Source organism: Streptomyces sp. NH27 (genome assembly GCF_056859195.1).
In genome coordinates this window covers 1-432 of record NZ_JACEGK010001099.1, presented here as the reverse complement: position 1 = coordinate 432, position 432 = coordinate 1, and the positions used below count along the sequence as shown (strand labels likewise).

The 432-nt window shown below is 76.4% G+C and carries 1 pseudogene; it reads right to left on the bottom strand.

Annotated elements, in window-relative coordinates:
- Nucleotides 1–280 (bottom strand): annotated as a pseudogene (locus AC13HU_RS38220) (hypothetical protein); the annotation flags it as partial.
- Nucleotides 281–432 lie beyond the last annotated feature (152 nt).

The following is a 432-nucleotide window of genomic DNA, read 5'->3' as shown; positions in this document are numbered from 1 at the left end:
GGTCGGGCTCGCCGGACCCGTCGTCGGACCCGTCGTCGGACCCGCCCTCGGGCCCGGGTGCGGCGATGGCGGGGTGGGCGCGGCGGCGCAGGTACTCCGTGCGGCCGAGGCCGTCCGTGTACGCCTTCGCCAAGGGGTCGGCGGACGGTGCCACGAGTGCGGGGTCCACGTCCTCACGGCCGGATGCGGGGTCGGACGGGCCGCCGGGGCGGGCGGATTCGGAGCCGCCGGGTTCAAAGCCGGGGCGGCCGGGTTCGGCGCCGGGGCCTGGCGTGCTCATTCCGGGGCGCCCGCGGTGCCGGCAACACCGGCGGCGCCGGCGGCACCGTCGCCGGCCTTGTCGGCCGCCGCAGCCTGCTCGGCCCAACGCCCCTGTCACTTAAACACAACTCAGAGCCCACGAGACTTGAGACCATCGCGTATGCCCGCTTC